General features: G+C 72.8%; 22 protein-coding genes and 1 riboswitch. Of the genes, 5 read left to right on the top strand and 17 right to left on the bottom strand.

Annotated elements, in window-relative coordinates; genetic code table 11:
* Positions 1-114 precede the first annotated feature (114 nt).
* From Q7L65_RS17495 to Q7L65_RS17435, 13 genes are all read right to left on the bottom strand, one after another.
* Positions 115-1,191: a sugar ABC transporter substrate-binding protein gene (locus tag Q7L65_RS17495; protein WP_304723016.1), complete on the bottom strand. Its 1,077-nt coding sequence runs from the start codon at positions 1,189-1,191 to the stop codon at positions 115-117.
* 163 nt (positions 1,192-1,354) lie between these two features.
* A complete protein-coding gene (locus tag Q7L65_RS17490) occupies positions 1,355-2,374 on the bottom strand; it encodes an ABC transporter permease (protein ID WP_304723014.1) in 1,020 nt (339 codons plus the stop codon).
* Positions 2,375-2,436: 62 nt separating this feature from the next.
* Positions 2,437-3,474, bottom strand: coding sequence for an ABC transporter permease (locus Q7L65_RS17485; protein WP_304723012.1), 1,038 nt, complete (start codon positions 3,472-3,474; stop codon positions 2,437-2,439).
* Positions 3,474-5,102 (bottom strand): sugar ABC transporter ATP-binding protein, encoded by a 1,629-nt coding sequence (locus tag Q7L65_RS17480; protein ID WP_304723009.1) that lies wholly within the window; start codon positions 5,100-5,102, stop codon positions 3,474-3,476. The genes Q7L65_RS17485 and Q7L65_RS17480 overlap by 1 nt, the downstream gene beginning before the upstream one ends.
* A 34-nt stretch (positions 5,103-5,136) precedes the next feature.
* Entirely contained in the window at positions 5,137-6,090 is a 954-nt protein-coding gene (locus Q7L65_RS17475) for a CoA ester lyase (protein ID WP_304723007.1), read from the bottom strand.
* 33 nt (positions 6,091-6,123) lie between these two features.
* Positions 6,124-6,999, bottom strand: a complete 876-nt coding sequence (locus tag Q7L65_RS17470) for an alpha/beta fold hydrolase (protein ID WP_304723001.1) — start codon at positions 6,997-6,999, stop codon at positions 6,124-6,126.
* Positions 7,000-7,003: 4 nt separating this feature from the next.
* A complete protein-coding gene (locus tag Q7L65_RS17465; RefSeq protein ID WP_304722999.1) occupies positions 7,004-7,393 on the bottom strand; it encodes a hypothetical protein in 390 nt (129 codons plus the stop codon).
* 33 nt (positions 7,394-7,426) lie between these two features.
* Positions 7,427-8,872: an aldehyde dehydrogenase gene (locus Q7L65_RS17460; protein ID WP_304722997.1), complete on the bottom strand. Its 1,446-nt coding sequence runs from the start codon at positions 8,870-8,872 to the stop codon at positions 7,427-7,429.
* Positions 8,872-10,182 carry a CaiB/BaiF CoA-transferase family protein gene (locus tag Q7L65_RS17455; RefSeq protein ID WP_304722995.1) on the bottom strand — a complete coding sequence of 437 codons (1,311 nt, stop codon included), beginning with the start codon at positions 10,180-10,182 and terminating at the stop codon, positions 8,872-8,874. Before Q7L65_RS17455 ends, Q7L65_RS17460 begins: the two co-directional genes overlap by 1 nt.
* Complete coding sequence (locus tag Q7L65_RS17450; protein WP_304722993.1) at positions 10,179-10,646, bottom strand: MaoC family dehydratase; 468 nt, start codon at positions 10,644-10,646, stop codon at positions 10,179-10,181. The genes Q7L65_RS17455 and Q7L65_RS17450 overlap by 4 nt, the downstream gene beginning before the upstream one ends.
* Positions 10,643-11,803 (bottom strand): acyl-CoA dehydrogenase family protein, encoded by a 1,161-nt coding sequence (locus Q7L65_RS17445; protein ID WP_304722991.1) that lies wholly within the window; start codon positions 11,801-11,803, stop codon positions 10,643-10,645. The genes Q7L65_RS17450 and Q7L65_RS17445 overlap by 4 nt, the downstream gene beginning before the upstream one ends.
* The gene (locus tag Q7L65_RS17440; protein WP_304722989.1) at positions 11,803-12,300 is read right to left on the bottom strand and encodes a MaoC family dehydratase; all 498 of its coding nucleotides are present in this window, start codon (positions 12,298-12,300) and stop codon (positions 11,803-11,805) included. The genes Q7L65_RS17445 and Q7L65_RS17440 overlap by 1 nt, the downstream gene beginning before the upstream one ends.
* Positions 12,301-12,418: 118 nt before the next feature.
* On the bottom strand, positions 12,419-13,960 hold the full coding sequence (locus tag Q7L65_RS17435) for an acyl-CoA carboxylase subunit beta (RefSeq protein ID WP_370552587.1): 1,542 nt from the start codon (positions 13,958-13,960) through the stop codon (positions 12,419-12,421).
* Positions 13,961-14,251: 291 nt separating this feature from the next.
* Between Q7L65_RS17435 and Q7L65_RS17430 the strand changes: the two genes are divergently transcribed.
* Positions 14,252-14,464: a biotin/lipoyl-binding carrier protein gene (locus Q7L65_RS17430; protein WP_304722985.1), complete on the top strand. Its 213-nt coding sequence runs from the start codon at positions 14,252-14,254 to the stop codon at positions 14,462-14,464.
* A gap of 87 nt (positions 14,465-14,551) precedes the next feature.
* Here the strand turns inward: Q7L65_RS17430 and Q7L65_RS17425 are convergent, their stop codons facing one another.
* From Q7L65_RS17425 to Q7L65_RS17415, 3 genes are all read right to left on the bottom strand, one after another.
* A complete protein-coding gene (locus Q7L65_RS17425) occupies positions 14,552-15,685 on the bottom strand; it encodes a hypothetical protein (RefSeq protein ID WP_304722983.1) in 1,134 nt (377 codons plus the stop codon).
* Positions 15,682-16,119 (bottom strand): Zn-ribbon domain-containing OB-fold protein, encoded by a 438-nt coding sequence (locus tag Q7L65_RS17420; RefSeq protein ID WP_304722981.1) that lies wholly within the window; start codon positions 16,117-16,119, stop codon positions 15,682-15,684. The genes Q7L65_RS17425 and Q7L65_RS17420 overlap by 4 nt, the downstream gene beginning before the upstream one ends.
* A gap of 87 nt (positions 16,120-16,206) precedes the next feature.
* Complete coding sequence (locus Q7L65_RS17415) at positions 16,207-17,085, bottom strand: NAD(P)H-binding protein (protein ID WP_304722979.1); 879 nt, start codon at positions 17,083-17,085, stop codon at positions 16,207-16,209.
* Positions 17,086-17,154: 69 nt separating this feature from the next.
* Here Q7L65_RS17415 and Q7L65_RS17410 point away from each other — a divergent pair, with 69 nt between their 5' ends.
* Together Q7L65_RS17410 and Q7L65_RS17405 are read left to right on the top strand one after the other, a co-directional pair.
* The gene (locus Q7L65_RS17410; protein WP_304722977.1) at positions 17,155-17,961 is read left to right on the top strand and encodes a LysR family transcriptional regulator; all 807 of its coding nucleotides are present in this window, start codon (positions 17,155-17,157) and stop codon (positions 17,959-17,961) included.
* Positions 17,962-17,971: 10 nt separating this feature from the next.
* Positions 17,972-18,193, top strand: a complete 222-nt coding sequence (locus Q7L65_RS17405) for a DUF6458 family protein (RefSeq protein WP_304722975.1) — start codon at positions 17,972-17,974, stop codon at positions 18,191-18,193.
* Positions 18,194-18,197: 4 nt separating this feature from the next.
* On the opposite strand, the gene Q7L65_RS17400 is transcribed toward Q7L65_RS17405, so the two are convergent.
* Positions 18,198-18,953, bottom strand: a complete 756-nt coding sequence (locus Q7L65_RS17400; RefSeq protein ID WP_304722973.1) for an IclR family transcriptional regulator — start codon at positions 18,951-18,953, stop codon at positions 18,198-18,200.
* Between the two features lie 67 nt (positions 18,954-19,020).
* Between Q7L65_RS17400 and aceB the strand changes: the two genes are divergently transcribed.
* Complete coding sequence (aceB, locus tag Q7L65_RS17395; protein ID WP_304722972.1) at positions 19,021-20,598, top strand: malate synthase A; 1,578 nt, start codon at positions 19,021-19,023, stop codon at positions 20,596-20,598.
* A gap of 135 nt (positions 20,599-20,733) precedes the next feature.
* Positions 20,734-20,857: riboswitch (cobalamin riboswitch) on the top strand.
* 176 nt (positions 20,858-21,033) lie between these two features.
* Positions 21,034-22,782, top strand: coding sequence for a prenyltransferase/squalene oxidase repeat-containing protein (locus Q7L65_RS17390; protein ID WP_304722971.1), 1,749 nt, complete (start codon positions 21,034-21,036; stop codon positions 22,780-22,782).
* The last annotated feature ends 7 nt before the right edge of the window (positions 22,783-22,789 follow it).

Raw genomic sequence — 22,789 nt, 5'->3', positions numbered from 1 at the left:
CGCCGGCGGGCGCCCCGAGTCCAACCCTGCCGCGCCGCGGCGCGGCCTGCCCAGCCGCGCCGCTGCGTCGTTGTGGCGCGCGACAACCGGCCGCGCCGCGCGCCGTCGCGCGCCCTAGAACTCCGGTCTGTACGAGGCGATGTTGTCTCTCGTGTAGACCTTGAACGGCAGCGGCCCGACGCGCGGGACTCTCTTGCCCTCGAACGCGTCGACCAGCGACTTGATCGAGTTCGTCGCCTCCGAGTACGGGTACGTCGGCGTCGTCAGCGCGACCGACCCGTCCTGCACCATTCTCGTCACGGCGCTCGAGCCGCCGAAGTCGGCGAGCTTGACCTGGTCGGACTTGCCGGCCTGCTCGATCGCCTTCGACGCGCCGACGGTCAGGTCGGAGTAGTCGGAGATGATCAGCGTCAGGTCGGGGTTCGCCTGCAGCAGCGTCTGCGCCGCCGCGTATCCCTTCGTCGTCGTGTAGTCGGTGCGCTGCTCGCCCGCGACCTCGAACTCCGGGTGCTCCTGCTTGACTCTCTCGACCTCGGAGTCGAAGTCCTTCGACAGCGAGTCGACGGCGAGGCCCGTGATCAGCCCGACCTTCTGCGGGCCGGGGAACTCTCTGACGATCGCCTCCAGCCAGTCGTGCATCCGCTGGATCGTGAAGTAGCCGGCGACGAAGTTGAGCGTGCCGGGCTGCCACAGGCCCTCGATCGTCGGCTGCGCGTAGCGGCCGCACAGCGGCTGGTCGAAGACCGACACGACGATCCCTCTCGCGGGCGCGGTTCTGCTGGCGAGGTTGCAGACGAGGTTGGCGTCGACCGGGTCCAGCGAGAAGGCGTTGAATCTGCCTGAATTGATCGCCGTCTGCACCTGGTTGAACTGCTTCTGCGCGTCGAACGCGCCGTCGTACAGCGTCACGTCGACGCCGTAGTCGGCGGCCGCTCTGAGCGCGCCCTTTCTCTCCGCCACGCCGTAGGCGTTGCCGCCGCCGAATATGTAGAAGGCGATTCTCGGCTTGCCCGAGACCTTCACCGGCGTGCCCGTGCCGACGTCGACCGAGACCTCGCCGGAGCTGCCCGAGTCGCTCGATCCCGTCGAGCCCGAGCCGCCGCTGGAGCTGTCGCTCCCGCAGCCTGCGAGGGCGATCACGGCAACGGCGCCGGCGAGCGCGCCGACGCGCCCGAAGCGGTGCTTACGCATGGAACCTCTCCTCCTGGTTGACCTGGTCGCGCGCGGCGGCCGGCACTACGGGCCACCGTCGCGCTGCGGTCCGACGCGTCGATCTTCCTCGTTGGAGAGCGGTGCGCCGCGGCAAGCGGCGCGGGCCGTTGTAGGCCCGCACAACGAGCGGGCGGCTCGGCGGTCAGGTCGCGCGCAGCCGCAGCCGGCGACGCCACGCGCCGGGGTTGCGCGACAGCAGTTCGGCGCCAAGCGCGAGCAGGATCACGCCGCCCTTCGCGACCTCCTGCACCTGCTGGGACCACTGCAGTGCGTCGAACAGGTTGTTCAGCGTCGCGAGGATCAGCAGGCCGAGCGCTATCCGCCAGACGGCGCCCTCGCCGCCGCGGATCGAGATCCCGCCGACGACGACGACCGCGATCGCGTCGAGCGTCAGGCTGGCGTTCGCGTCGGCCTGCGCGAGCCCGACCTTGGAGGTCGCGATCAGGCCGGCGAGGCCCGCGAGCGCGCCCGACATCGCGAACGCGAGCACGCGCACGCGCTTGACCGGGATGCCGGCCAGGCGCGCCGCCTCGGGGTCGCCGCCGACGGCGTGGACGTGCTGGCCGAAGCGCATCCGCGCCAGCAGCACGCCGCCGAGCACGAACATCACGACGAGGATGATCAGGTCGAGCGGGATCCCGAGCCAGTGCGCCAGGCCGAGGTAGGAGAAGCCGGACTTGTCGACCGTCACGCCGCCGCTGACCGAGACGGTCAGCGCGAGCCCGCTGATCACGACGCCGGTCGCGAGCGTCGCCATGAACGAGTCGAGCCGCAGCCGCGTCACCAGCAGGCCGTTGACGACCCCGGCCGCGAGCGCCGCGGCGAGCCCGGCGAACGCCGCCACGACGACCGAGTCGTCGAGCGCGACACGCGCGAAGACGACGCCCGCGAGACTCGCGGTCGAGCCGACCGACAGGTCCCAGCCGCCGCAGATGATCACGAAGCCGACGCCGAGGGCGGTCAGGCCGAGCCCGACGTTCTGGCGCAGCAGGTTCTCGAGGTTCTGGCCGTCGAAGAAGCCCGGATAGGCGAGGCGCCCGCCGACCAGCAGCGCGATGTAGGCGAGCACGATCGCGGCCCCCGGCGGCAGCCGGCGCGGGCGCCGCAGGCGCGGCGTCGACCCCTCCGGCTCGGCTGCGGCGTGGGCTGGCGCGGCGGACATGCTCGGCTCCTCGTCGTGGGTGGGGGCTGCCGGGGACAGCGACGATCGGGCGGCGCGCTGACTCATGACGCGCGCCGGGTGAGGGCGTCGATCGCGAGCGCCAGCACGAGGATCGTGCCGGTGATCAGCGACTGGCCGGACTGGCTGATCGCGAGCACGTTGTAGAGGCTGTTGATCGTCGCGAGGATCAGGATCCCGACCCCCGTGCGCCACATCGCGCCGATCCCGCCGAACAGCGACGTGCCGCCGATCACGACGATCACGATCGCGTCGAGCGCGACGTTGCCGCCGATGTTCGACTGGCCGACGCCCGTCTGCGACGCGACCAGCACGCCCGCGAGCGCGGCGCAGGCGCCGCTGATCAGGTACGTCAGCGCCCGCAGCGTGTCGGTGCGCAGCCCGGCGAGCCGGCTCGCCTCGAGGTTGCCGCCGACGGCGTAGAGCGCGGCGCCGAAGCTGGTGCGGTGCAGCAGCAGCGCGCCGATCACGACCGCGCCGATCAGCACCAGCACCATGTACGGAAGCTGGCCGACCATGCCGTTGCCGAGCGTGCCGAAGCTCGGATTGGTCGGGACGATCGCGTCGATCCCGCCGTACAGCACGACGCCGCCGGCGAAGATCGAGCCGGTGCCGAGCGTCGTCACGAAGGCGTTGAAGCGCAGCTTCGTCGTCAGCAGCGCGTTGCACGATCCGAGCGCGACGCCGACCGCGAGCGCCGCGATCAGCGCGAGCGTCAGCGAATGGTCGATCCCGACCTTCGTGTAGACGACCGAGCCGGCCGCGTAGATCCCGCCGACCGAGATGTCGATCCCGCCGGCGATCAGCACGAACGTCATGCCGACCGCGACGACGCCGATCGCGGCGTTCTGCGACAGCACCGTCTGGAAGGAGGACCACTCGAAGAAGTTCGCGTTCTGCGACCACGCCAGCAGCAGCACGGCGACGAGCACGAGCACGATCCCGTAGCGCTGCAGCAGCCCGCCGGCGCGCGGCATCGCGGCCCAGTCCTGCGGCCGTGTTCGACCGGCGAACGCGGCCGTCAGCCGGCCGCCGGAATCCTCGGCGGCGGCTGGCCGCGCGCCGACCTCGCGATTGCCCATCACGCCACCTCCGCGGCCGCGCCGAACGCGGCCATCAGCAGGGTCGACGGCGTCACGCCGCCGCCGCGGTTGTCGAACGTCCCGTGCACCCGCCCCTCGACCATCAGCACGACGCGGTCGCTGAACGCCGTCACCTCCTCCAGCTCGGAGGAGACCAGCACGACCGCCAGCCCCTCGTCGTGCGCGAGCCGGCGCAGCTCCTGCAGGATCTCCGTCTTGGCGCCGATGTCGACGCCGCGCGTCGGCTCGTCGGCCAGCAGGATCCGGGGCTGCTCGAAGTGCGCCCGCGCGACCAGCAGCTTCTGCTGGTTGCCGCCCGACAGCGTGCGCGCCGGCACGCGCGCCTTCGACGCGTCGACGCCGACCGCTCTCAGCAGCGGCGCGACGCGGCGGGCGACGCCACGCGGGCTGACGCGGCCGAGCCGGCCCGTGGCGCCGAAGTCCGGCAGCGCGACGTTGTCGGAGGCGGACATCTCCAGCGCCAGCCCCTGCGCCTTGCGGTCCTCGGGGATGAAGGCGATCCCGAGCCGGCGCGCGGCGCGCGGGCTGCGCGGCCAGCCGAGCGAACGATCGCCGGCGGCCAGCTCGCCGTCCGCCTCGGGTTCGGCGCCGGCAAGCGCGCGCAGCACGCTCGTGCGCCCGGAGCCCATCAGCCCCGCGAGCCCGAGCACCTCGCCGCGGCGCACGTCGAGGTCGACGCCGTGCAGGCGGCGCGGGATCGAGAGCCCGCGCACGCGCAAGGCCAGCTCGCCGGGCTCGGACGGGCTGGCGCCAGGTGCGGCCTCGCCGACGACCGGCGCGTCCGCGACGGTCGCCGTGAGCGCCGCGACCGCGGCCGCCGGATCCGCCTCGTCCAGCTCCGCCGCGACGAGCCCGGCCGCGGCCTTGTCGGAGCCGAGCATGCTCGCGACCAGGTCGCGCTTGGTCCACTCCGCGCGCGGGCGCGTGGCGACCAGCTCGCCGTCGCGGAAGACCGTGATCGCGTCGGCGTTCTCGAGCACCTCGTCGAGGTTGTGCGAGACGAACACGATCGTCACGCCGCGCTCGCGCAGCGATCCGACGAGGCGGAAGAGCGCGTCGCGCTCGGCGATCGCCAACGCCGCGGTCGGCTCGTCGAGCAGCAGCACGCGCGCCTGCGCGCTGATCCCGCGCACGATCTCGACCAGCTGCTGGGCGCCGACCGCCAGCTCGCCGGCAGGCACGTCCGGCGCCGGCGCGATCCCGAGCTGCTCGCAGACCTCCACGTAGCGGCGCCGCATCGCGCGCTTGCGGATCAGGCCCCAGCGCGTCGGCGGCGCCTCCAGGAAGGCGTTCACCTGCGGGCTCAGCGCGGGGATGATCGTCAGCTCCTGGTAGACGGCGGCGACGCCGAGGCGCATCGCGGCGCGCGGGTCGCCATAGGCGAAGCGCTCGTCGAAGACGCGCACCTCGCCGCTGCTGGGCGCGATCCGCCCGGCGATCACGCCGAGGCAGGTCGACTTGCCCGCGCCGTTCTCGCCGACGAGCGCGTGCACGCTCCCAGCCGGGATCTCGAGGTCGACGTCGCGCAGCGCGCGCGTGCCGCCGAACGAGCGCGACAGCGCGCGGCAGGAGATCGCCGTCGTCGCGTCTGCGGATCTCGTCGTCATCGCTCTCTCCTCCACCGTGCGCCGTCCTCGCGCCCTATTCGGCTCGCGCCCGCGCGGCGATCAGGTCGTCGAAGTCGACGATGCTCTGCATGATCTTGGCCGACGCGATGTCGACCATCTCGCCGTCGACCGTGACCGCGCCGAGGCCCTTCGCCTCCGCCTCGGCGATCGCCTCGATCAGCCGCCGCGCCCGCGCGACCTGCGGCGCCGGCGGCGTGAACGCCGCGTGCGCGAGCGGGATCTGCGACGGATGGATCGCCCACTTGCCGACGGCACCGAGGACGGCCGCGCGTCCGGCCTGGATGCGATAGGTCTCGGGGTCGTTGTAGTTGCCGAACGGGCAGTCGATCGCGTCGATCCCGGCCGCGCGCGCCGCGACGACGATCTTCGTGCGCGCGTACGCGAGCGGGTCGCCGCCGAAGGCGTCGTTGGCGCCGTCGAACTCGAACAGGCGCATCCCCTGCGAGGCGGCGAGGTCGCCGACGCCGAAGATGATCGCCTCCATCCGCGGGCTCGCGGTCGCGATCTGCTCGCAGTTGATCAGCGCGCGCACGTCCTCGATCAGGAACTCGAAGCCGAGCGGCTGCTCGATCCCGTGCTCGCGCTCGAGCTGCGTCACCAGCTGCTCCAGCTCGTGCACGTCGGCGGCCGTCTCGGCCTTCGGCACGACGATCACGTCCAGCTCGTTGCCGCACTCGGCGATCAGGTGACGCACGTCGTCGTGCCCCCACGGCGTCGAGAGCGCGTTGATGCGCGCGGCGCGCACCTTGCCGCCCCAGTCGAGCGTGCGCATCGCCTCGCTGACCTTCGCGCGGCAGCTCACCTTCTCCGACGGCGCGACGGCGTCCTCCATGTCGAGGAAGACGAGGTCGGCGTCGCCGGCCGCGGCGGAGGCGATCATGCGCTCGTTGGAGGCGGGCGTCGCAAGCTCCGAGCGGCGCAAGCGGCGCTTGCGGATCGCCACGGCGCTGTCCTGGGTCTGGGTCATCGATGCCTTTCTGCGGATGTCGTCGCCGCGCCCTCAGCGGGCGGCGGCGCGCGCCGGCTGGGCCGACTCGATCTGGTCGAGCACGGGCAGCAGGTAGCGCTTGAAGACCTCTGGGTTCTCCGACATCGGGAAGTGGCCGATGCCCTTCATCTCGACGAACGTCGCGCCCTCGATCGCGTCCGCCAGCTCGCGCCCGTCCGCGGGCGCGGCGGAGTAGTCGTACTCGCCGTTGAGGATGTGGACGGCGACCTTCGAGGTGTCGATCTCCTTCGCCGTGTGCGTCACGTCGTGCTCGACGAGGTAGTAGGCGAGGTCGCCCTTGAACGCCTGCGGCGCTCCCTGGCTGTAGAGGTAGCCCGTCTCGCGGCGGTACGCCTCGGGGCTCTGCGGCGCGCAGACGGTGTGCATGTGCTCCGCCTTGAACGTGTTCGAGATGTGCGGGTGGAAGTACCACTGCATCAGCCCGTCGGCGCCGTGGCTGTTCATCGCCGCCTCGACGCCGATCACCGCGCGGAACTCGTCCGGATGGTGCAGCGCGAGGTCGGGCGCGAGGTGACCGCCCATCGAGCAGCCGATGAAGACCGGGTCCTCCAGCTCCAGCGCGTGCGCCAGCGCGACCGTGTACTCCATGAAGAACGCCTGCGTCAGCGCGTACTCCTGCTTCCACCACTCCAGCGAGGTCGGCGGCAGCGACTTGCCGTGGTAGGGCAGGTCGGCCGCGATCACGCGGAAGCGCGAGGTGATCTCGGGATCCTCGAGCAGGTGGCGCCACTGGCGTCCGTCGGCGCCAGCGGTGTGCTGGCACAGCAGCGGGATCCCGCTGCCGGCCTGCTCGAAGTAGACGCGGTACTCGACGCCCTGCAGCTCGAGGTAGACGTAGCGTCCGCTGACGTCGGCGAAGCGGGCCATCGCGTCAGGCCTCCTGAAGGTTGTGGGTCTCGCGCAGCACCTCGAGCAGCCGCCGCACGGCGCCGTAGGACGCGTACAGCGACGCGAGGTCACCGCCCATCTCGAAGTCGTGGCGGAAGAAGGCGCCGAAGAAGTCCTGGTAGAACGGCGGCGGGACCGGCTCGAGCAGCTTCTCCCAACCGTCCTCCGGCCCGCCGATCGAGATCGTCCAGGTGTCGAACTGGTCCGGCTCGTCGGTGAAGCGCGCGACCTTCCCATCCTCGATCTGCACGAGGTACGCCTGTTCGCCGACGCGCAGCTTCATGCCGACGTTCCAGAGGCGCGCGTTGATGAGGAACTCCGGGTCCTCGTTCAGCGCGGCGCGGGTCGCCGCACACGGCAGCTTGACTGTCATCGCTCTCGTCTCCTCTCTCTCCGTGACGAGGCCTCAGAGCCTCACGATCACCGTCTTGACGTGCGTGTACGCGAGCGCGCCCTCGATGCCCTTCTCGCGTCCGAAGCCGCTGTCCTTGACGCCCCCGAAGGGCGTCTCGACGCCGCCCGCGAGGTACTCGTTGACGAACACCTGCCCGACCTCCAGCCGCGCCGCCATCCGGTGCGCGCGCGACAGGTCGCGCGTCCACAGGCCGGCGACGAGGCCGTAGTCGCTGTCGTTGGCGATCGCCAGCGCCTCCTCCTCGTCGCGGAAGCGCAGCACCGACAGGAACGGGCCGAAGATCTCCTCGCGCGCGACGCGCATGTCGTTGGTGACGCCGGTGAAGATCGTCGGGCGCACGAACGCCCCGGCCTGCGGCAGCTGCTCCGGCACCCCGCCGCTCACGACGCTCGCGCCGTCCCGCTCGGCGATCTCGAGGTACGAGACGACCTTGTCGCGGTGCTCGGCGGTCGCCAGCGGACCGATGTCGGGATCCTCGCCGGTCGGCCCGATCCGCAGCCCGCGGTTCAGCTCGACGAGCCGCTCGACGACCTCGTCGTGGATCTCGTCCTGCACGAGCAGACGCGAGCCGGTCGAGCAGATCTGGCCCGAATTGAGGTTGATCACTCTCCACGCGCTGCGCACGGCGACGTCGAGGTCGGCGTCGGCGAAGACGATGTTGGCCGACTTGCCGCCCAGCTCGAGCGTGACCGGGATCAGCCGCTCGCCGGCGGCCGCGGCGACGCGCCGGCCGGTCGCGACCGAGCCGGTGAAGACGACCTTGCGCACGCGCGGGTGCGCGACGAGCGCGGTGCCGGCGACCGCGCCGTAGCCCGGCACGACGTTGAGGACGCCGGCCGGCAGGCCGCAGTCGACCGCGATCCGGGCCAGCTCCAGGCAGCTGATCGAGGTCTGCTCCGCCGGCTTGGCGACGACGGCGTTGCCGACCGCGAGCGCCGGCGCGATGCTGCGCGCCGCCTGGTTCAGCGGGCCGTTCCAGGGGATGATCGCGCCGACGACGCCGTACGGCTCGCGGCGCGTGTACGAGACGTAGCCCTCCCCCAGCGGGATCGTCTCGCCCTGCAGCTTGTCGACCATGCCGCCGTAGTACTCGAAGTAGCGCGCCGCGCCGCGGATCTCGTTGACGGCCGTCATGCGCGGCTTGCCGACCTCGCGCGTCTCCAGCTCGACCAGCAGGTCCAGCTCCTGCTCGATCCGCTGCGCGATCCGCGTCAGCACGCGGCCGCGCTCGGCCGGGAGCGTGTCGCGCCAGGTCGGGAAGGCGGCGTCGGCGCCGCGCACCGCGACGTCGACGTCGTCGGCGGAGTACGCGGCGACCGCGGCGAACGGCTCGCCGGTCGCGGGGTCCAGTGAGGCGATCGTCTCGCCGTCGCCGGCGGGGCGCCAGCCCCCGTCGACGAACGCGTCGTAGCGCGTCAGCGCCTGGGTGTCGGTCATCAGATGGTCTCCAGTCCGGTGACGCGCGCGTCGAGCTGCGCGCCTTGGTCGGGCGCGAGCTCGCAGCGGATCTCGTCGCCGTGCTCGTCCAGCAGCGGGGCGCGCCGCCCGAGCTCCGACGGCGTCGCGGTGAACTTGATCGGCTGCCCGGCGATCACGACGGGCTCAGGGCAGCCGGGGTGCGGGACGCTGAGCAGCATCCCGCGGCGGCGCGGGTGCTCGTCGGCGAAGATGTCGGCGGCGCTGTTGACGGGCGCCGCCGGCACCTCGCCGCCGAGCCGCTGCAGGATCTCGCGCCGCGTGCGCGGCCGCGTCCACTCGCTCAGCTGCGCGCGCACCTGGTCGCGGCGGCCGCGCCGCCGTCGCTTCGTGGCGAAGCGCTCGTCGTCGACGAGGTCGGGCCGCTCGATCAGCTCGCACAGCCGCCGCCAGCTGTCGCGCGTCGGCGCGGCCAGCGCGATCCAGCCGTCCTTCGCCGGCAGCACGCCCAGCTCCCCGTCGTCGGAGACGTCGATCGGCGCGCCGTCGGTCGCGTCGGCCTCGCCGTCGCCGTCCCCGCCGCGCGCGCCGCCGTTGCCGTCCCCGTCGCGCGCGCCGCCGCCGGCCGCCGCGCCGTAGGAGTGCTCGTAGACGAGCCGCTCGCAGAGCGACAGCACGCCGTCGTACATCGCGACGTCGACGTACTGCCCCTGGCCGGTCTTGCGCGCGTGCAGGACGGCCGAGACGACGCCGAGCGCCGTCAGCGTGCCCGGGAAGATGTCGGCGATCCGCAGGCCCGTCTCGGCCGGCGGCTCGCCCGCGTCGTCGCCGGCGGCGGATGCGGACGCCGCGGCGATCCCGAGCGGCCCCGCGATCGCCTGCAGCACGACGTCGTCGACCGGCCACGCGGCGTACGGCGACTCGCCCGTGCGCGGGTCGCCGAAGCCGCGCGTGGAGGCGTACACGAGCCGCGGGTTGATCCCGCGCAGCCGTTCGTAGGCGACGCCGAGCCGCTCCATCACGCCGACGCTGAAGCTCTCGACCAGCACCTCCGCCTCCGACACGAGCGCCAGCAGCGTGTCGATCCCCTCGGCCGTCTTGAGGTCGAGCACGATGCTGCGCTTGCCGCGGTTGACGCTCTGGAAGAGGCCGCCGTAGGCGTGCTGCTCGTCGTCGTCGCGGTACGGGCCGAGCCCGCGCGCGAGGTCGCCCTGCGGCGGCTCGACCTTGACGACGTCGGCGCCGAGGTCGGCCAGCAGCATCGTCCCGTAGGGCCCCGCGAGCGCATGTGTCAGGTCGATCACGCGCACGCCCTGCAGCGGTCCGGTCATGTCCCCTCCCTCGGCCGTCGCCGCAGCAGCACGCGGCGCTCCAGCTCGCAGACCGTCTCGCCGTCGGCGTTGAGGCCGAGATGGCGGAAGCGCACGGTGCCGCTGGCGTCGTCGCGCTCCTCGCGCTCCAGCACCTCGGTCTGCGCGTACAGCGTGTCGCCGGTGACGGTCGGGCGCGGGAAGCGGATGCGCTCGAAGCCCAGCTCCTCGATCGCCTGCTCGGCGGTGTCCTGGCTGGCGAGCCCGTAGACGATCGCCGCCACGACGCCGCCGAACGCGAGCGGCGCGCCGAACTCGCTGTGCTGCATTCTGTCGGCGTTGAAGTGCCCGTCGGAGGTGTTCATCACCAGCTGCGCGAGCGTCATCGTCTCCAGCTCCGTGACGGTCTTGCCGCGCGCGTGGCGAAAGCGGTCGCCGACGACGAAGTCCTCGAAGAAGTTGTCATGACCGACGAGGCTGCTCACGCCGCCGCCTCCGCCAGATGTCTGCGGCTGATGATCACCTTCTGGATCTCCGAGGTGCCCTCGAAGATCTTCGTCAGGCGCGCGTCGCGCCAGTGGCGCTCGACCGAGTAGCGCGTCGTGTAGCCGTTGCCGCCGAGGATCTGCAGCGCCTCGCTCGTGACGCGCTCGCTCATCTCGCTGGCGAACAGCTTCGCCATCGAGCACTCCTTCTCGCAGCGCTCACCCGCGTCGAGCAGCTCGGCGGCGTAGTAGTAGAGCTGCCGCGCGGCCTCGATCTCGGTCGCCATGTCGGCGAGCTTGAACTGGATCGCCTGGAACTCGCTGATCGCCTTGCCGAACTGCCTGCGGCCCTTGGCGTATTCGGTCGCCTCGTCGAGCGCGCCCTGCGCGGCGCCGACCGAGCGCGCCGCCGTGTGGATGCGCGCGCGGTTCAGCATTCTCACCATGTCGTAGAAGCCGGTGCCGGTCTGATCGCCCTGCATCAGGATGTTGGCGGCCGGGACGCGCACGTCGGTCAGCGTCAGCTCCCACGAGGTGATGCCGTGGTAGCCGATCTTCGGCAGCACCTCGCCGGTGACGCCGTCGGGCAGCGTGTGGCGCGGCTTGGGGAGGATGAACGTGTCGAGCCCCTTGATGCGCTCCTCGCCGGTGCGCGCGAGCAGCATGATGAAGTCGGCGACCTTCGCCATCCCGCACCACTTCTTCTCGCCGTTGACGACGTAGTCGTCGCCGTCGCGCACCGCGCTCGTGGCGACGCCCGCGAGGTCGGAGCCGGCGTTGGCCTCCGACAGCGCCGCGCCGGCGATCCATCTGCCCGCCGCGGCTCTGCGCATCAGCTCCTCGCGCCACTCCGCGTCCCTGACGGCGGTGCCCATCCCCTGGGCGCGCGCGAGCACGCTCGCGGCGCTCATCCAGACGCGCGAGATCTCCTCGCTGATGATGCAGTACTCGAAGACCCCGTGGCCCATCCCGCCGTGGTCTCTGGGGATGATGATGCCGAAGTAGCCGCGCTCGGCGAGCTTGTCCATCAGCTCGTCGGGGATGTCCTTCTGAGCGCTGTCGAGCGGCCCGGCGACGGGCAGCACCTCCTCGCGCGTGAACTCGCGCGCCTCCGCGATCAGGTTCGCGCGCTCGCGCGACAGCAACGCCGATGCCATCAGCCGTCCCTTCTCAGAATCAGATTGGTGCGCTCGAACTCGAGCAGCAGGCGACCGTCCTGGTCGACCCCCTCGGTGCGCCACGTGACGATGCCCTGCGTCGGGCGCGAGCCGGACGCGCGCTTGGACAGCACGGTGCTGCGCGCGCGCACGGTCGTGCCCGGGTAGGCGGGCCGCGCGAAGCGCAGGTCGTCGACGCCGAGGAACGCCCCGCCGCTCTCGCTGAGGTCCTCGACCGACATGCCGAGGACCGTGCAGAAGAGCAGCAGCGGATGCAGCGTCACCGTCTCGTGGCCCTGTTCGCGCGCGTACGCCTCGTTCAGGTGCAGCGGCAGCCACGACAGCGTCGTCGTGCTGAAGAGCGCGTTGTCCGCGTGCCAGAGCGTGCGGCCCCAGTGGTGCTCGAAGCGCTCGCCGACGGTGAAGTCCTCCCACCGTCGTCCCTTGGCCCACAGGCGAGGCGCTGCCTCGGCCGTGCCGTGCGTGTCGTCAGCCATCTCTCTCCGTTGCGGCGGTGCGCTCGCCGTGCGGGGCGAGCATTGACTGAGCCGAAGCTATCCGCGGCCCGGGCGCGTGCGGGCGGCGCGCGCCCGCACGCGTTGTCGACTTCTACGATCACGGCCGCAGCCCGCGGCGGCGGATCGGCTCCTCGCTGACCACGTCCTGGCGCACGATGTCGTACGCCTGCGCGGCCCACAGGCACAGCTGCCGGCGCGTGTCGCGCGGATCGATCACGTGCTCGATCGAGAAGCGCTCCGCGGTGCGGAAGGGCGAGGTGACGGCGCGCAGGTGCGCCTCGATCTCGGCGCGCAGCGCGACCGGGTCCTCGGCCGCCTCCAGCTCGCGCCGGTAGGCCGCCTCCAGCCCGCCGGCGATCGGCAGCGAGCCCCAGCTGCCGCTCGGCCACGCGTAGCGCAGGTTCAGCCGCGAGCCGTCGCCGTGCGCGGCACCCGCGATCCCGAAGCACTTGCGCACGATGATCGAGCACCACGGCGTGCGCGCCTGCATCACGGCCGCGATCAGGCGCGACCCGCGGCGCATCGTGCCGGCGCGCTCGGACTCCGTGCCGACGACGAAGCCGGGCTGGTCGACGAGGTTGACGACCGGGAGGCGGAACTGGTCGCACATGTCGACGAACCGCGTCTGCTTCTCGGCCGCCGACGCGGTCAGGCCGCCGCCGTAGTGCGTCGGGTCCGACGCGATCACGCCGACCGGCTTGCCGTCGAGGCGCGCCAGCGCCGTGATCGTCGAGCGGCCGAAGCGCGCGCCCAGCTCGAACACGCTGCCGCGGTCGAAGACCAGCTCGACGATCCGCCGCATCTTGTACGTGCGCCGCTCGTCGCGCGGGACGATCGACAGCAGCTCCTCCTCGCGGCGGTCGACCGGATCCGTCGCGGCGTGGACCGGCGGAGCCGTCCAGACGTTCGGCGGCAGGTAGGAGAGGAAGCGCTTCAGCTGCGCCATCGCGTCCTCCTCGTTCGCGGCCTCGTTGTCGACGGCGCCCGCCTTCACCTGAGCGCGCGCGCCGCCCAGCTCCTCCTTGTCGGGCCGCTCGCTCATCGCCCACGCGACGACGGGCGGCCCGGCGATGAACAGCTGCGCGGTGCCGCGCACGATCACGCTGAAGTGGCTCTGCACGACGCGTGCGGCACCGAGGCCCGCGCAGGGACCGAGCGCGGCCGCGACGACCGGGACGCGGCTGAGGTTGGCGATCGCGAGGTCGCCGCCCGCCAGCGACGGGAAGGCGGCGTAGCCGGCGGACGCGAGCGTCTTGACGCTGCCGCCGCCGCCCGTGCCGTCGACGAGCCGCACGAGCGGGCGGCGCAGGTCGTGCGCGGCGCGCTCGGCCCACGTCATACGGCGCCAGACGGCGTCGTCGCCGGCGCCGCCCTTGACGGTGAAGTCGTCGCCCTGCACGACCACCGCGCTGCCGTCGACCTCGCCCTGCCCGACGACCATCGTCGAGGGCGCGAACTCGACGAGGCGGCCGTCGTCGTCGTAGCTGCCGACGCCCGCCAGGCCGCCGGTCTCGCGCCATGTGCCGGGGTCGAGCAGCAGCTCCAGCCGCTCGCGCACGGTCAGGCGGCCGGACGCGTGCTGCCGCGCGACGCGCTCCTCGCCGCCCATCCGCGCGGCCAGCTGCTCGCGCCGGCGCATCTCCTCCAGCTCGGGCTCCCAGCCGGTCGGCGCGGTGTCGGCTGCGGCGCCCGGCGCGGCGTCAGTGGGCGCGGCGGCGCTGGCCGCGGCGTCTGCGGCCGCGGCGGGCTCGGCGGATTGCATCTGGGCGTACCTCCATCGATCCTGATCCGGGTCGAGCCGACGCTAGCCGCTGCACCGACCCGTGCGGGATCGCGGTCAGCACGCGCCTCCGGCGCCGTTGTCGATCTCCACTACGCGCGCCTGGCGACGCTGATCGCCATCCACTGACCCCCATCTAGGTTGCACGCCATGACCAACGTAGAGGCGCACCTGACGGGCAGCGTGTGGAGACTGCTGGTCGCCCCCGGCGACGCCGTCGAGGAGGGCGACGTCGTCGCGATCCTCGAGTCGATGAAGATGGAGATGCCGGTCGAGTCCGAGGACGCCGGCACCGTGAAGGAGGTCCTCGTCAGCGAGGGCCAGGCGGTCTCGGAAGGCGATCCGCTGCTCGTGCTCGACTGAGCGCGGCCGGCCGCGAGCGCACCGCGCGCGTGGCACGCGGAGCTGCCGAAGGCGAGCGGCGCCCGGCGCTGCGGGCGCGGCCCGCCGTCAGTCCCGCGCGAAGATCGTCGCCGCGCCCTTGAAGAAGGCGCCGGTCGACGCGTGCAGGGCGACGCTCGCGCCCTCCACCTGGCGCGGCCCGGCCGTGCCGCGCAGCTGGCGCACCAGCTCGCAGACGTGCAGCCAGCCCCACATGTAGCTCTCCGACAACTGCCCGCCGTTGGTGTTGACCGGCAGCGCGCCGCCCGGTGCCGTGTGGCCGTCGGCGACGAACGGCCCCGCCTCACCCGGGTCGCAGAAGCCGAAGTGCTCGAGCAGCTGCAGCACCCACACCGAGGTCGGGTCCTGGAAGTACGCGACGTCGACGTCGCCGGGCCGCATCCCCGCGGCCGCGAAGACGCGCTCGGCGACCGGCTTCAGCCATGGCCGCAGCAGGTTGTCGGGGTTCTGGCTCTGGCGCAGGGCGGCGGTCTGCGCGATGCCGCGCAGCAGCACCGCGGGGTGCGGGTGCGCGGCGGCGCGCTCTGCCGCGGTCATCACGACCGCGACGCCGCCGTCGGAGATCATCGTCACGTCGTCGCGACGCAGCGGAGCGACGAGGTACGGCTTGGCGAGGTAGGCGTCGAGCGTCAGCGGCGATCTGAAGATCGCGAGCGGGTTGAGCTGCGCCCAGCGGCGCTGCGCGACCGCGATCGCGCCGAGCTGCGCCTCCGTCGTGCCGTACAGGTGCTGGTGACGGCGGAAGGCGAGCGCGGCCGGGCCGGCGATGTGGACGAAGCCGTGCGGCAGCGCGAAGTCGCGCGCCTCCTGCGTCTGCGCGAAGTCCGTTCTGCCGGTGCGCTGGTTGGCGCCGTAGACGAGCAGGATCGTGCGCGCGAGCCCGCTCGCGATCGCCATCGCCGCGAGCTGCAGCGAGAAGTTGCAGGTGCCGTAGCTGAGCGCCGCGCTGTAGCGCGGGTTGAGCCCGAGCAGCGCGCCGACCGCGACGTCGTCGCCGTGCCCGTCGAGCGTGCGGCAGCTGATCAGGCCGTCGACCTCGTGCTTGGCGATGCCGGCGTCGGCGAGCGCGCTCTTCGCGGCGTCGACCGCGAGATCGTCGGCCGCGAGCCCCGGATGCTCCCCCTGCGCAGTCGCTCCGATGCCGACGATCGCGGCGTTGTTGCGCGACTGCGCGGCGGTCATCGCGGAGCTCCTGGCGCGGTCCCGTCGTCGAGCGCGAAGCGCACGAGCGTGACGCGCGCGGCGACGTCCTCGAAGCGCACGCGCACGCGCGCCCCGACCGCGAGCCGGTCGATCGCGTCGACCGCCGCGCCGATCATCAGCGGTCCGGCGTCGAGCGTCACGGCGAGCACGGCGTACGGCACCGCCGCGGCGAACGCCGGATGCAGCGCGCGGTGGTAGACCGCGAAGCTCCAGATCTCCCCCGTCTGCGCGACCGCCTCCCAGCGCAGCCGCTGCGCGAGGCAGTCGGGGCAGACGCGCGCGGGCGGCCACGCGACGTATCCGCATGCGCCGCAGCGCTGCAGCGCGAGCCGCCGCTCGCGCGCGGCGGCCCAGAAGGGCGCGGCGAGCGCATCGTCGACGTCCGGCAGCGGCGGCACGGGTCGCGCGGTCATGGCGGGTCACGCTACTGCCGGCGCGGCACGGCGCAGCGGGCGCAGCGGCGGCCGGGTTGGAGCCGGCGACAAGCGCCTCCTCCCCGCTCAGCCCCCCACAGCCGGCGCGAGCACCTCCTCGCACCACTGCCGGAAGCTCGTCGGCGTCGTCGCCTGCGGCGTGCGCGGCTCAGCGTTGTCGAGGCCGGCGTCCTTCGCCTCCATCATCTCGAGCGTCGCCTGCGCGATCGCCTCCGACGCCCCGAACTCGAGCAGCCGCGCCTTGAACGCCTCGCCGGGGATCTGCTGGAAGCGCACCGGCTTGCCGAGCACCTGCGAGATGATCTGCGCCATCTCGTCGTGGGAGAGGTCCTCGGGGCCGAGGACCGGGACGCTTCCCTGGCCGCTCCAGGAGTCGTCGAGCAGCAACTCGGCCGCCACGGCGGCGATGTCGCGGGTGGCGCAGAGCGGGAGTCTGCGATCGGCGGAGAGCGGCGAGAAGAAGACGCCCTGGTCCCTGATCGATCCGACCTGGCGCAGGACGTTGTCCATGAACGACGGCATCGTCAGCGCGCGGTAGCCCACGCCCGTGCTCGCGATCAGGTCGTCCATCGCCAGCGACGCCGTCACCAGCCCAGCGCGGTCGGTCACGCCGCGGCCGAGCGCCGAGATCCCGACGACCCGCTTGACGCCGTGCGCCTCGAAGGCGGCGCAGGCCGGGCGGGTGAAGTCGGTGTAGCCGGCCTCGACGCTGTCGGCGCGCGGGTTCGGCGGCGGCAGCCAGAAGACGGCGTCGGCGCCGGCGAACGCCTGCTCGACCACCGCGGCGTCGCCGTGCGAGCCCTCCACGAGCTCGACGCGCTCGCGCGTCTGGACGGGAATGCGGGAGGCGTCTCGGGCGATCACGCGGATCGGTTCGCCGCTGTCGAGGACACGTTCGAGGACCTGGCGGCCGATCTGGCCGGTGGGTGTCGTGATCACGATCATGCGAGTGACTCTGCGCTCGCGCGCGCCGCGCGTCCAATACCTCTTCACGGGCATTGATACCGTGAAGGCATGGATCTGGATCTGCGCAAGCTGCGCTACTTCGCTGCCGTCGCGGAGCACGAGCACTTCGGCCGTGCCGCCGAGCAGCTCTACATCGCGCAGCCGGTCCTGAGCCGGCAGATCCGCGCGCTCGAGCAGGAACTGGGCTGCGCGCTGCTGGTGCGCACCACCCGCAGCGTGCAGCTGACGCCGGCCGGCAGGCAGCTGTATGCGGACGTGCCGGGCGTGCTCGCGACCGCCGCCGCGGCGACCCGCCGTACGCACGAGGCCGCGCGCGGCGTCGAGCGCCTGGTGGTCGGCTTCGCGCCCGGCCTGCAGGTCTCCCCCGCGGTCCGCGCGTTCGGCGCAGCGCACCCCGGCGTCGAGGTCGAACTGCTGCGCCTGCACTGGTACGACCAGGCCGAGGCGCTGCGCGACGGCCGCGCCGACGTCGCCTGCATCCGCCAGCCGTTCGACCCCGAGGGGCTGCGCACGATCCGGGTCGGCAGCGAGCCGAAGGTCGCCTGCATGCCGGCCACCCACCGCCTCGCGTCGCGGCGCCGCCTGACCGCGGCCGACCTCGACGGCGAGACGATCATCGACGCCGCCGCACGGCGCACCGCGTCGGTGGAGGAGAAGTTCGAACTGGTCGCGTCGGGCCTCGGCATCGCGATGGTGCCGCGCAGCGTCGCGCGCTCCTACGCCCGCCCGGGCCTCGTCCACCGCCCGGTGGCAGGCGCCGAGGTGCTGGAGATCCATCTCGCCGTCACCGACGACCGCCGCCAGCAGCGCCTGGAGGATTTTCTGTCAGTCGCGGCGGCGGCGTTATCAAGATAGGCTGGCGAACGTGACCATCGGAGGCAGCCTCTTCCTGATCATCGTCGGCGCGATCCTGCGTTTCGCGGTGACCGCGCACGTGGCCAGCGTCGACCTTCAGACCGTCGGCCTGATCCTGATGATCGGCGGCGCCGTGGGTCTCGTGATCGGGCTCGCGATGACGTTCGCGACGACCCGTCGCACGCAGCCCGGGCGGCGTCCGCCCGGGCCGCCCGAGCCGCCGGCGTACTGACGCGTCAGGCGAGTGCCGCCGCGACCTCGCCGGCCGCCTGCGCGACGCGCGCGCCGACCGCGTCGAGCGATCGTCTGCGCATCCGCTCGCTCGGCCCGGAGACACTCAGCGCGCTGAGGGCGCGCCCGCCGACGAGCACCGGCGCGGCAGCGCAGACGACGCCCTCGTCGAACTCCTCCTCGTCGAGCGCCCAGCCGCGCTCGCGCACGCGCACCAGCTCGGCGCGCAGGGCGTCGGCGGCCGTGATCGTGTGCTCGGTCACCGCCTGCAGTGGCGCGCCGGCCAGCAGCGCCTCGACGTCCTCGGCCGCAGCGTGCGCCAGCAGCGCCTTGCCCGCGCCGCTGGCGTGCGCCGGCACGCGGTTGCCGACCCGGCTGAAGAGGCGCACGGGGCGCGTGCTCTCGACCTGGTCGACGTAGACGATGCTGGTGCGGTCGAGCACGACGAGGTTGGTCGTCTCGTCGAAGGCGTCGCGCAGCCGCTCCAGCGCGGGCGCCGCAGCGCGCCGCAGCCGCTCCAGCTGGCGCTCCCCCGCCGCCGCGACGGTGAACAGCTGGATCCCGAGGCGGTAGCGCCGCGTCTGCGCGTCGTGCGCGACGTAACCGCCGGCGACGAGCGTCGCCAGCAGCCGGTGCGTCGTGCCCGCGCTCAGGCCCGTCGCCTCGGCCAGCTCGATCACGCCGACCTCGCCCTCAGCCGCGATCGCGTTCAACAGCCGCAGGCTGCGCGCGACCGCCTGGACGGGTCCAGCTTCGCTCATCGCGCGCTCGTGCAACCATTAGTGGAATACATCGGGCAGATTATTTCACATCGTGGAATGGAGCGAGATGACCGCCGCACGCATGACGAGAACCGAGGGGCTCAGCGCCCGCGCGCTCGACGAGATCCTCACCCCCGAGGCGCTCGCCTTCGTCGGTGAGCTGCACGGGCGCTTGGACCCGACCCGGCGGGAGCTGCTGGGCGCGCGCGCCGCGCGCCACGCGGCGCTGCTCGGCGCCGGCGCGACGCTCGACTTCCTGCCCGAGACGCAGGAGATCCGCGACGGCGCCTGGCAGGTCGCCGCGCCGCCGGCCGACTACGTCGACCGCCGCGTCGAGATCACCGGCCCGACCGACCGCAAGCTCGTCATCAACGCGCTCAACTCGGGCGCGAAGGGCTTCATGGCCGACTTCGAGGACGCCAACTCGCCGACCTGGTTCAACCAGACCGAGGGCCACGTCAACCTCAAGGACGCGATCGACGGGACGATCGAGCACCGCAGCCCCGACGGGCGGGAGTACCGCCTGAACGACGAGATCGCGACGCTGCTGGTGCGCCCGCGCGGCCTGCACCTGCCGGAGAAGCACCTGCTCGTCGGCGAGGAGACGGTCGCGGGCGCCTTCGCCGACTTCGGCCTCTACGCCTTCCACTGCGCCAGACGACTGCACGCCAGCGACCGCGGCGTCCACTTCTACCTGCCGAAGCTGGAGCACCACCTCGAGGCGCGGCTGTGGAACGACGCGCTCACGTTCGCCGAGCAGCAGCTCGGCCTGCCGACCGGCGCGATGCGCGCGACGATCCTGATCGAGACGTTCCCGGCCGCCTTCCAGATGGACGAGATCCTCTACGAGCTGCGCGACCATTCGCTCGGCCTCAACGCCGGTCGCTGGGACTACATCTTCTCCGCGATCAAGTGCTTCCCGAACGACCCGGCGTTCGTCACCCCCGACCGCGCCGCGGTCACGATGACGGTCCCGTTCATGCGCTCCTACACGGAGCTGCTGGTGAAGACCTGCCACGCCCGCGGCGCCTTCGCGATGGGCGGGATGGCGGCCGTGATCCCGTCGCGCACCGACGCGGAGGCGAACGAGCGCGCGTTCGCCGGCGTGCGGGCCGACAAGGAGCGCGAGGCGCAGGCCGGCTTCGACGGCACGTGGGTCGCGCATCCCGACGTCGTCGGCGTCGCGCGCGAGCAGTTCGACGCCGTGCTCGGCGAGCGGCCCAACCAGATCGAGCGCCGCCGCGACGACGTCACCGTCGCCGCCGCCGACCTGCTGGCCGTCTCCGAGACGCCCGGCGAGGCGACCGAGGCGGGGCTGCGCAGCAACGTCAGCGTCTGCTTCCAGTACATCTCGTTCTGGCTCTCCGGCCGCGGCGCGGCCGGCATCAACAACCTGATGGAGGACGCCGCGACGGCTGAGATCTCGCGCTCGCAGATCTGGCAGTGGGTCCGCCACGGCCGCTTCACGCGCGAGCACGTGGTCGAGGTGCTGAACGAGGAGATGGCGGCGATCCGCGCCGCCGTCGGCGACGACACGTGGCAGAGAGGCCGCCCCGACGACACGCGCGCCGTCTTCGAGCAGGTCGCGCTCGGCGACGAGCTGGTCGAGTTCCTGACGCTGCCGGCCTACGAGTTGATCGACTGAGCGGCGCGGCTCCCGCCGGGGCCGGTTCGGTTGCCGGCCCCGGCGGCGCTGCGGGGTGAGGGGTCGTCGGCGCGAGCGACGCGGCCCGATCGGTAGGGTTGCGGACGCGAGTCGATCGCACCCGAAGCACGGGTCAGGGAATCCGGTCGGAATCCGGAGCTGGCGCGCAGCGGTGGGGACGTGAGGCAGCGGTTCATGAGGCCACTGGGGCGATGCCCTGGGAAGGCGGACCGGCAGCGACGTCCAAGCCCGAAAACCTGTCGACTCGGCCCGTGCGGCGTTCCGCCGACGGGTTCCGACCACCCGGCCTCGCGAAACGGCCGCACGGAGCAGGAGCCGACATCGTGCCACATCACCCGAACAGCCACGTTGCCGAGGAGCGTTTCTCGGAGGCTGGTTCGTCGGTGCGCGCGACCGCCGGCCGCTGAGACGTCGATGCCGTCGCTGCCCAAGTGCCGCTCGGCCATCACGCTTGCGTTCGCGGCGCTGACGTGTTCGCTCGTCGCGCTTGCGTTCGCCAGCCGCTCGTCGCCGGCGCAGCCGGGCGATCGTCTGCTGGACGGGACCGTCGCCTACATGCAGCAGCACCAGCTCAGAGACGGCTGCTTCCCGATCGTCCCGGGCGGCGAGGGGGATCCGGTCGTGGCGAGCCCGTGGACGGCGCTGGCGCTCGCCGCCGCCGGGGTCAACCCGCGCGAGCAGTTCCGGCCCGACGGGTACCGCTCGGTCTTCGACTGCATCGAGGCGTCGGCGACCAGACTCGAGAACACCACCGACCTCGAGCGAACGCTGCTCGTGGTCGTCGCCGCCGGCACCGATCCGCGCTCGTTCGGCGGCGTCGACCTCGTCGGCGGCATCCTGCGCCAGCAGAAGGACAGCGGCGCCTTCTCCCGCACGTTCGACGCCCCGGAGACCTCCTCCCCCGTCAACACGACGATCTTCGCGATCCTCTCGCTCGCGCTCCTCAGAGATCCCGCGGTCGACGCCGCGATCCCCAGAGCCGCCGACTGGCTGCTGAGCGCGCAGAACGACGACGGCAGCTGGTCCGACACCTCGCCGCACTCCAACAGCAGCACCGACATGACCGGGGCGGCCCTCCAAGCGCTGCGCGCCGCCGGCCGCGTCAACAGCGGCGGCACGGAGGACAGAGCCTCGCGCGCGGCGCTCGAAAGAGCGCTGGAATGGCTGCACGCGATGCAGAGAGACGACGGCGGCTTCCCGCTGCTGGTCAGCGAGAATGCGGGCAACTCCGGCTCGACCGCGTGGGTCGCGCAGGGGTTGTGGGCCGTCGGCGAGGCTCCCACGGCAGCGGAGTGGCGGAGATCGGGCGCAAGCGTGCTCGACTTCCTCGCATCGCTCCAGAGACCGGACGGACACATCAGCTGGAAGGTCGACGACGACATGAGCCCGATGTGGATGACGGCCTACTCGATGCCGGCCTACGCGGGCCGGTACCTGCCGATCCCGCCCGTCCCCTTCACGCACAAGGTGCCGGACCCGCGCAACGCCCCCTCGCCGGACAGACCGGCCGACGGCATCGGCGGCGGCAGCGGCGGTGCCTCGAACACGCCCGGCGGCGGCGTCCTGGCGGGCGGCGGCGGCGAGGGCGCACCGAACTTCAGCCGGCCCCGACAGGGCAGCAAGGGCCGCGCGATCGGCGGCGTGCGGCAGACCTCCGTCACGCGCGCCGTCAGACGCGGCCGCGAGCGCACCCAATCCGAGCAGGACAGAGATCCGGTCGACAGCGAGGCGCCGCCGCAGAGCGAAGCGTCGGCGCCCCCCGCCTCCGGACCGGCCGCCGCGAAGCCGTCCGCCCCCGCCAGGCCCGACGGCGGTGGCGCTGACGTCGACACCGGCTCGACGCTGAGATCCGGCGGCAGCGGCGGCGACTCCACGCGTGGCCGCACAACTGGCTCTGACGCCGCCGCCGGCGAGCAGGTCAGCGGCGTGCTCGTCGGCGGCGACGCGGCGGCCGGGAGCAGGGATGTCGCGCTCGCGGCGGCCTACGGGCTGCGCGGCGCCGAGGCGGGCGGCGACGCCGGCCCGCAGCTGGCCGTCGCGATCGCGATCGCGCTGCTGATCGCCGCCGCCGCCGGCGGATTCTGGGAGCGGCGCCGCGAGCCGTCCCACGACGACGAGCGGCAGGGCAGATCGATCGCGACCGCCGCGCCGACCACGACGTGAGCATCCA

The organism is Conexibacter sp. CPCC 206217 (assembly GCF_030646165.1).
Lineage (GTDB): Bacteria > Actinomycetota > Thermoleophilia > Solirubrobacterales > Solirubrobacteraceae > Conexibacter.
This window is presented reverse-complemented; position numbering and strand designations above follow the sequence as displayed.